Genomic DNA, 6,423 nt, shown 5'->3' on the forward strand with positions numbered 1-6,423 from the left:
CACCACACCGCTACCATTTCAGTCTTCTGAACAGCGCCCCAACCGACCATGATCGTCGCCTACTCTAATCGATGAGCTGGATTTTTTATCGCAGCTCATTGGCTTAAACCCTCTCATCATGCCACTACAGCTCTCTCCGCGAAAGGCATTAATTGTGAAAAAGAAATACCCCCTTAACGTGCAATTACCGGCCCAACCTTTTGAGAAATTCGAAAGGCCTAGAACACCCCTACTCCATCGATGGCAGTTTTGTGCCGCCATTATCACGGCCGCTGTATTCTTTGCCTGCATAAGCTTTTACGGCTGGCTCAAGTTCAATGAGAAAAAAGACTATGAAGCCGCTATCGAGCACTGCGAAAAATATGTCACCTTCCATGCTAAATACCCTGGTGGAGTGTCTTTTCCGGAAGAAATTGAGCTTGGGACAAGTGCCTCCATCACCGACAGCACTCGGGTGTATGTAGGGTTTGGCGCCGTCGACTTCCCCAACGGATGGGGCACACCAGTACGCCACTATTACTCCTGCAATATCACAGTTAAAAACGGAGAAATTGAAGACGAATCTGTTGAGGTACTCAGCCGCTAGTTCACTCCAGACATAATTAGCCATTCCCTCGTACGAGCACAGATGACCGAATTAAGCCTTAAGTTTTACCCTTGCTTCTTGGCCTCTAGATATCCCGTCTGCTGGACTAATTCATCGCTTCACTACGTGCACATCCACACCACCGAAGAGGCTAAAGCAGTTGACGACTACCTCCGGAGCGCTGGCAGGTAGATCGGCGGGGTCGATAGCTCCACGGTCAACCTTGATGTCGTGTCCTCCAAAAAGGCCGATGCCGCTGACTCGAACTCGGAAGCCCTCAGGAATCCATACGTCGACACCGCCAAAGATTCCAACCGCTTGGATGGTGGTTACGTGGTCTCGCAGTGAAGCACCGCGCAGGTCTACGTCTGTCCCACCAAAAATGCCTATTGTGGTGTGGCGAGAGGCAATGGGAGTACTTCGAACCGTGGTGCCACCGAAAATATCCAGTGAGAGGCTCTGAGCACCACTCACGGATGATTCGACTTGAGCTAGTGCACGGTCAACGGTTGTAGCTAGCTCACCATCCACAGTGTTCAGCGCGTGTGAGCTCTCTGAGGCAACCTCATGGCTACCAAAGAGTACCCTTTCGGGTTCCTCAAGGAGATCTGAAACGAGGTCGAGCAACTCACCGCGCGTCGTCGCATTGGCGCATGCAGACGAACGTTCCTCAAATTCGGCGACGCTGAGTTGGCCTACAGACATCGCGTCAGCCAAGACTTGAGAAGCTGTGGTGCGCTGAGAATTAGTGCATTTAATGTCGCGTGGTTCCATGGCTTTACCTTACGTGGAACCACATGAATGAGCAGGGCAACTAGAAATTGGCACCTACCCATTCACCTCATTTCGCTATAGCTCAATACCTGGTTCAAAGTCTGGCAGACGCTCCCCCACACCGAGAAGCTCGGCGATAGCGGCAACGGCACGCTCGGCAGCCTTGCCGTCACCGTAGGGATTTACGGCGTTGGCCATAGAAGTGTACGCAGCGTCATCGTCAAGCAACAGCTTGGCTTCCGCCACGATGAGACTACGGTTGGTGCCCACAAGCTTCACAGTGCCGGCAACAACAGCTTCAGGACGCTCTGTGTTCTGGCGCATGACTAGGACCGGCTTACCCAAGGCTGGTGCTTCCTCCTGGACTCCGCCGGAATCAGTGAGAATGATCGTTGCGCGATCAAGAAGCTTGGTGAACTGGTCGTACGGAAGTGGATCCGTAATGACAACGTTGGGCAAGGACTCGACTTCCGGAAGCACAGCTTCACGAACCTTCGGGTTCAGGTGCAACGGCAGGACAAAGTTGATGTCCGAATAATTCTCCGCAAGGTCCTTGACTGCGCCGCCAATTTCCTTCATCGCTTCAAGGTTTTCGCGGCGGTGGGTGGTCACCACAACCAGACGCTTGTCGGATTCAGCCACTGCCTGCAGGGCAGGATCCTCAAACGCGGTATCCCAGCTTGCTGCCTCTAGGAGAGCATCAATGACAGTATTGCCTGTAACCGCAATCTCCTTGGAACGCACGTTCTCACGGCGTAGGTTCTCCATCGAACCTGCCGTCGGGGCAAGGTGTAGCTCGGCTACTTGCCCAATCAGCTTGCGGTTAGCTTCCTCCGGAAACGGAGAGTGAATATCGCCGGTACGCAGACCTGCTTCGAGATGGACGATTTTTACGCCTCGGTGGAAGCCAGCAAGTGCTGCAGTCATTGCAGTCGAGGTATCGCCCTGGGAAATAATGACATCAGGCTGCTCCACATCAATGATCTCATCGAGCCCCATGAGTGCACGAGAGACAATCTCATTAAGGCCCTGACCGGGCTTCATGAGGTGAAGGTCCAGCTTTGGCTCAATTCCAAACATGGTGTTGACCTGCTCCAGCATTTCCTTGTGCTGGCCAGTGGAGACGGCTACGGATTCAAAACGCTCGTCCTTCTCCAGCGCCTTGATGACCGGTGCCACCTTGATGGCCTCAGGGCGGGTTCCGTACACGGTCATAATCTTTGGCTTAGACATCGACATCCTTCGTTTTACCGGGAGAGAATCTCCATAGGAGTCTACCGCGCTTATGTTTCGCGCACACGGCTCGGATTCGAGAAGGTAAGCGCTAGTCCTCGCTCACGGTGACTTCGCGCGGCTCTTCAAGGCAATTGGTGCGGGGCTCAGCCGCCGCCACGCTGGCCGTTAGCAGCGCTGACATGGCCACGGCCGCCGATACCGCATGCGTACGCTTCGAAGTCTTCACAAGTATTAAGTTAACTGAAGCGAATGCATTATGGGAAGAGTTCCTCTCATATCTATTCGGTATCCCTGTTCGCTCCGCTGCCAGAAGGCCACCTGCCCCGGACTGATTTGGCAGGTAGGCTATTCATGAGAATTGCACGTTGCCCGTACGTTGTACGCAAACGCCGGCTGTTGCGCTGGCTAAAAGTAAGGGGATGACTAGTTTCCAATGATCCAATTTGTTGTGGGTGCTGCCGCCGGATACGTCTTTGGAACCAAGGCGGGGCGCAAGCGCTATCACCAAATTAAGGGTGCCTACGAGAAGGCCGTCAACTCCCCAGCCACCAAAGCCGCGGTGCGCTCCGCACGCAAGGCAGTGGCCAACCGCTTGGACCCGGAACCGCGCATGCGTGAGCTTAAGGATTACAACAAGGGGCGCCGCGGCAAGCGTGGCACCGCGGATGGTGTGCAACCGGATCGGATTTACGAGCCGGACGAAGATTAGCGCGTACGCTACAACGCGTGCGCGCGGCTGCGGATTAGCGGGGGCGTCGGTTAGCGCACTCCGCGGAAAGCGCGGTCGTTGAGCTCGCGGCGGGCTTGCTCGAGGGCGACGAGGTCCGCGAAGAGCGAGTTATAGGATTCTTCGTCGTCGGAGGGGCGCATGCGGCCTAGTTGGGCCTTGAGTTGGGCTACTTGGTCACCCACGCGAGCCTCTTGGAGGCGGGAGAGCACGGAATCGGCGTAGGCCTCAAGGTCGGTATCGGGGTTGCCGGTCTCCCCTAGCTTGATCGGTTCCACGGCCAACTCAGAAACGAAGTTGCGGGCCATAAGATCCGGCATCTCGCCGGCCACGGCGGCTAACCATTCCACGCCGGGTTGTTCGGCACCGGCGGTCACGCCGCCGAGCGTGGAGATGGCGCGGCGGATGGTGCGGTAGGCCTCGTTTGAGTAGGCATCCTCCGTAATCCCGTCGAAGTAGCTGCCGGCGATCTGCGGGAATTGCAGGGCCAGCTTGAGGGCCTCGCGTTGCGGCCATAGGTGCGGCTCGCGGGGGCCGGGGATGTGCATAACGGGGGCGTTGGTCTGCGCGGGCACAGACGAGGTCTGCTCCAGGGTGGCAAAGCGCGGGCGCTGCTCCTTCTTCGGCTTGCGTGCCTCCTGGCGTACCTGGTGAAGTACTTCCTCCGGATCGGGCCAGCCCACCCAGCCGGCAAGGCGGCGGGCATACTCACGCTGCAGGGGTTGGTCGCGGATCTGGGCCACCACGGGCACCGCACGCCGCAGGGCTTGTAGGCGACCCTCCGCGGTATCGATGCTGAAATCTGAGATGACGGAGCGGATGACGAACTCAAACATGGGGATGCGGTCCGCCACCAGATCGCGCACGGCGGCGTCGCCACGCGCAAGGCGCAAATCGCACGGATCCATGCCATCGGGGGCCACGGACACAAAGGACTGGCCGGTGAACTTCTGCTCGCCCTCAAAGGCTCGCATGGCGGCCTTCTGTCCAGCCTCGTCACCGTCGAAGGTATAGATGAGCTCGCCGTGGAAATAGGAATCATCCAGCATGAGGCGGCGCAACACCTGCAGGTGATCGGCACCGAAGGCGGTACCACAGGAAGCCACGGCGGTCTTCACGCCCGCGGCATACATGGCCATGACATCCGTATAGCCCTCCACCACCACGGCCTGGTGCTGCTCCGCGATGTTGCGCTTGGCCAAATCCAGCCCGAAGAGCACCTTGGACTTGTGATAGAGCATGGTTTCGGAGGTGTTCATGTACTTGCCCAGCTTGTCATCGTCGTAAAGCTTGCGCGCGCCAAAGCCGATGACGTTGCCGGATAGGTCCTTGATGGGCCACAGCAAGCGCCGGTGGAAGCGGTCGATGGGACCGCGCTTGCCCATCTTGGAGATGCCGGCGGCGTCGAGCTCCTCGAAGGAAAAGCCCATGCGCAGCAAGTGCTTGGTGGCCGTGTCCCAGCCCTCCGGGGCATAGCCGCATTCGAAGGCGTAGATGATTTCCTTGGAGAAGCCGCGGTCAAGGAGGAACTCACGAGCAGTTGCGGCCTGCGGGGTTTCCAGCTGCTGACGGTAGAACTCGTGCGCGGCCTTGTTCGCGGCGATAAGCCGGCGGCGGGTGCCGGGCTTTTCATCGCGCGCACCGGTGGAGCCGCCCTGGTAGTTGATGTGGTAGCCAATCTTCTGGGCCACGGCCTCGACGGCCTCCGGGAAGGAAACCTGCTCCATCTCCATGAGGAAGCTGAAGACATCCCCGCCCTTGCCGGTGGAGAAGCAGTGATAATAGCCGCGCTGCGGGCGCACGTGAAAGGACGGAGTCTTCTCATCCTTGAAGGGGCTCAAGCCCTTCAGCGAGTCATAGCCAGCGGGTTTGAGCTGAACGTACTCGCCCACGATCTCATCAATAGGCGCGCGTTCACGGATAGCTTGGATATCGCTGTCCGGAATTCTGCCTCGTGCCATGCGTACAGACTACCCCGCCCGCCGGAGCTACAGGTACCCACGGCTGGGTGGATCAGTGGCGCCAAGTCCCACATCCCCAAACAACCTGCAGTGGGGATTGGGAAAAGGCCTGGTCCGGATTTCTGGTTCAGGCCCTATACCTGCAATGATGGGGGCCATGTCCCAATCCTCCCCCTCCAAAAAATCGCTGCCGGCCATCATCGGTGGCGCGGTTCTAGTCCTCGTCGCGGGCTACTTCGGCATTGACCTCGGTGGCTCCGGCGATGGCGCGGACCAGAAGGCAGCGCCCTCATCGGCTGCGTCTGCTTCGTCCGCTGCATCCGGCGCATCCGGTGGCGGCGATGGGGATGAGGGGGACGTCGCAAAGCAGGGCGAATCAGACCTGCCTACCTGCGCCATGGATTCCCTGCCGCAGGAGGCGCACGAGACCGCCGAGGATATCCTGGCCGGCGGGCCCTATGACTACCCCGATAACGACAACGTGCGTTTCGGCAACTATGAGGGCGCGCTGCCGCAACAGGCAAAGAACTATTACCGCGAATACACCGTGGAAACCCCGGGGATTGGGCACCGCGGGGCAAAGCGCATCGTCACCGGCGGCGGCAGCGAGACCGACCCGGATGTCTGGTATTACACCGACGACCACTACGACAGCTTCTGCAGTATCCCGGACGCGGAGGACTAAGGCATGCAACGCATTCTCATCACCGAACCCATCCGCACGCGCGAGGACTTCTATAGCGCGCTCGGCCGCCTGCACGGCTGCACGTCCGGTGCCCCGCGCAACCTCGACGCTCTGGCGGACTTCCTCCGCGAGCAGCACATCGTGGCGATTATCGCCGCGGATTTCGACATGGTGGAGGAAGATTTGGCGCGGGTGTCAGCCGTGCTGGAGGACCAGGGTGTCGCGCTGGTGCGCTAGTGAGGTTGTGGGCCGGCTGCGGTTATGGGCCGGCGGGTGGTTAGCCCGCCGGGGCCTTAGACCTTAGAGGCCGAGGGCGCGCTTGACGGTGTCGCGCACTTCCGGTGCGAGGTAGTTCAGCAGGCCGGCGATGACCGCGGTGGCGCCTGCGGCGCCGAAGAGGGCGCCGAGGATGGCGGGGAGGACGCTTCCGCGGCTCGAGCTGTTGCTCGAGTGG

The 6,423-nt window shown here is 59.2% G+C and carries 8 protein-coding genes; 4 read left to right on the forward strand and 4 right to left on the reverse strand.

All coding sequences use genetic code 11. The features are described from left to right. Nucleotides 1–154 precede the first annotated feature (154 nt). Nucleotides 155–586, forward strand: a complete 432-nt coding sequence (locus HMPREF2698_RS13260; RefSeq protein ID WP_168164029.1) for a hypothetical protein — start codon at nucleotides 155–157, stop codon at nucleotides 584–586. A 111-nt stretch (nucleotides 587–697) separates the two neighbouring features. On the opposite strand, the gene HMPREF2698_RS10080 is transcribed toward HMPREF2698_RS13260, so the two are convergent. The 3 genes from HMPREF2698_RS10080 to HMPREF2698_RS13460 all read right to left on the reverse strand — a co-directional run bounded on the left by HMPREF2698_RS10080 (nucleotide 698) and on the right by HMPREF2698_RS13460 (nucleotide 2,822). After that, the gene (locus HMPREF2698_RS10080; RefSeq protein WP_070564244.1) at nucleotides 698–1,360 is read right to left on the reverse strand and encodes a DUF1707 SHOCT-like domain-containing protein; all 663 of its coding nucleotides are present in this window, start codon (nucleotides 1,358–1,360) and stop codon (nucleotides 698–700) included. Nucleotides 1,361–1,435: 75 nt separating this feature from the next. Further along, a complete protein-coding gene (gene wecB / locus HMPREF2698_RS10085; protein WP_070564246.1) occupies nucleotides 1,436–2,593 on the reverse strand; it encodes a non-hydrolyzing UDP-N-acetylglucosamine 2-epimerase in 1,158 nt (385 codons plus the stop codon). A 91-nt stretch (nucleotides 2,594–2,684) separates the two neighbouring features. Continuing rightward, on the reverse strand, nucleotides 2,685–2,822 hold the full coding sequence (locus HMPREF2698_RS13460) for a hypothetical protein (RefSeq protein WP_154736808.1): 138 nt from the start codon (nucleotides 2,820–2,822) through the stop codon (nucleotides 2,685–2,687). A 207-nt stretch (nucleotides 2,823–3,029) separates the two neighbouring features. On the opposite strand from HMPREF2698_RS13460, the gene HMPREF2698_RS10090 reads away from it, so the two are divergent. Continuing rightward, nucleotides 3,030–3,305: a hypothetical protein gene (locus HMPREF2698_RS10090; protein WP_070519625.1), complete on the forward strand. Its 276-nt coding sequence runs from the start codon at nucleotides 3,030–3,032 to the stop codon at nucleotides 3,303–3,305. Nucleotides 3,306–3,355: 50 nt separating this feature from the next. Here HMPREF2698_RS10090 and dnaG read toward each other — a convergent pair whose 3' ends face one another. After that, nucleotides 3,356–5,284, reverse strand: a complete 1,929-nt coding sequence (gene dnaG, locus HMPREF2698_RS10095) for a DNA primase (protein WP_070564249.1) — start codon at nucleotides 5,282–5,284, stop codon at nucleotides 3,356–3,358. 157 nt (nucleotides 5,285–5,441) lie between these two features. On the opposite strand from dnaG, the gene HMPREF2698_RS10100 reads away from it, so the two are divergent. Together HMPREF2698_RS10100 and HMPREF2698_RS10105 are read left to right on the forward strand one after the other, a co-directional pair. Then, complete coding sequence (locus tag HMPREF2698_RS10100; RefSeq protein ID WP_070564252.1) at nucleotides 5,442–5,969, forward strand: guanyl-specific ribonuclease; 528 nt, start codon at nucleotides 5,442–5,444, stop codon at nucleotides 5,967–5,969. A 3-nt stretch (nucleotides 5,970–5,972) separates the two neighbouring features. Continuing rightward, nucleotides 5,973–6,206, forward strand: coding sequence for a barstar family protein (locus HMPREF2698_RS10105; protein WP_070530257.1), 234 nt, complete (start codon nucleotides 5,973–5,975; stop codon nucleotides 6,204–6,206). The last annotated feature ends 217 nt before the right edge of the window (nucleotides 6,207–6,423 follow it).

This window comes from Corynebacterium sp. HMSC072A02 (assembly GCF_001810085.1).
GTDB classification, from domain to species: domain Bacteria; phylum Actinomycetota; class Actinomycetes; order Mycobacteriales; family Mycobacteriaceae; genus Corynebacterium; species Corynebacterium hesseae.

What these genes read in the sequence shown, in the direction of transcription:
- HMPREF2698_RS10080 (WP_070564244.1), bottom strand. Translation starts at nt 1,360, where the DNA reads ATGGAACCACGCGACATTAAATGCACTAATTCTCAGCGCACCACAGCT.
- wecB (WP_070564246.1), bottom strand. Translation starts at nt 2,593, where the DNA reads ATGTCTAAGCCAAAGATTATGACCGTGTACGGAACCCGCCCTGAGGCC.
- HMPREF2698_RS10090 (WP_070519625.1), top strand. Translation starts at nt 3,030, where the DNA reads ATGATCCAATTTGTTGTGGGTGCTGCCGCCGGATACGTCTTTGGAACC.
- dnaG (WP_070564249.1), bottom strand. Translation starts at nt 5,284, where the DNA reads ATGGCACGAGGCAGAATTCCGGACAGCGATATCCAAGCTATCCGTGAA.
- HMPREF2698_RS10100 (WP_070564252.1), top strand. Translation starts at nt 5,442, where the DNA reads ATGTCCCAATCCTCCCCCTCCAAAAAATCGCTGCCGGCCATCATCGGT.
- HMPREF2698_RS10105 (WP_070530257.1), top strand. Translation starts at nt 5,973, where the DNA reads ATGCAACGCATTCTCATCACCGAACCCATCCGCACGCGCGAGGACTTC.